This window comes from Arthrobacter sp. H14 (assembly GCF_000520495.1).
Taxonomy (GTDB): domain Bacteria; phylum Actinomycetota; class Actinomycetes; order Actinomycetales; family Micrococcaceae; genus Arthrobacter_C.
The window spans coordinates 175,207-176,148 of sequence record NZ_KI914621.1 but is presented as its reverse complement, the minus strand read 5'-3'; the positions used below and the strand labels follow the sequence as shown (position 1 = coordinate 176,148).

General features: G+C 57.0%; 2 protein-coding genes. One reads left to right on the top strand and one right to left on the bottom strand.

Features of this window, described 5'->3' with window-relative positions:
• The coding region (locus Y707_RS0103105; RefSeq protein ID WP_216699192.1) for a hypothetical protein at positions 1–224 on the top strand (224 nt) is incomplete at its 5' end.
• A gap of 33 nt (positions 225–257) precedes the next feature.
• Here Y707_RS0103105 and Y707_RS23080 read toward each other — a convergent pair.
• Positions 258–839 (bottom strand): hypothetical protein, encoded by a 582-nt coding sequence (locus tag Y707_RS23080; protein ID WP_155852654.1) that lies wholly within the window; start codon positions 837–839, stop codon positions 258–260.
• Positions 840–942 lie beyond the last annotated feature (103 nt).

Genomic DNA, 942 nt, shown 5'->3' with positions numbered 1-942 from the left:
CTCGTTTTCCCTATCGGCGGGAACCCTATGCGCGTGGAAGAGTGCGCCTCGAGTCCGGCGGATTCGAAATCATCGATGCCAAAGGCATAAGCCAGACCTGTGGACACGTTCTCCTCAGCTGGGCCGATGAAGAGCTCCAGACCCACAGTGTCTGGGTCCGCAAAGAATCGGCCCGGCCGATCGAACGCGAGGCGAGCCGGTACCGCGATCCGTACGATTTGTAGGCAGGCATTGAGCTGATCACTCCAGGGAGGTAATCAGCGCCAACAACGCCGAATACAGGACCATGCCCGTAACGAAGCAGCCGAAACTGGAGCGCCGGTCATCCGGTATTTCCTCCTTGAAAACGTTGAAAGAATCGAACCACCGAGCAATGCGGTCAACACCGCGACCAGTACGGTACTCGTCGGGGCAAAGATGGTCGACAGCGCCCAGCACACAATCAGGGGCGCTGCCAACAGGAGCCGGCCGGTCTTACGAAAGCGGCGGGGATAGTGTTCCTCGAGGCTGCGGTCGGTAAGGACGAAATGCAGGCCCATGGCGATTGTGAACAGAAGAGCGAAAGTGAATCCGGTTCTGAGGCGCAACGCCATGGTGTAGGTGATCAGGGCGTTATAAATAATGAAAGACCCCAGATGCAGCCAGTACGCCATCGCTTCGTGTTGGCCAGTGCCCGTGCTGTGGGCCATCCCTCGCTCGCCATGGCGTCCAGCAATCCGCTCCAGCCCGTAAGCACGATTGCTATGATCAACGACCCAATCACAGCTTGCGCAGCTGTCAGTTCTTCGAGCACGGAACCCCTCCAATGGTGGTTCAGCAAAGACGAACAGATTCTCCACATCAAAAGAAGTAGTAAGGCTACTGTCTAATCATAGTTACATAGCCGACAGACCCGGGCAACGAAAAGTGGCATAGCCCAGCCAAACCGTAAGATCGGCGGGA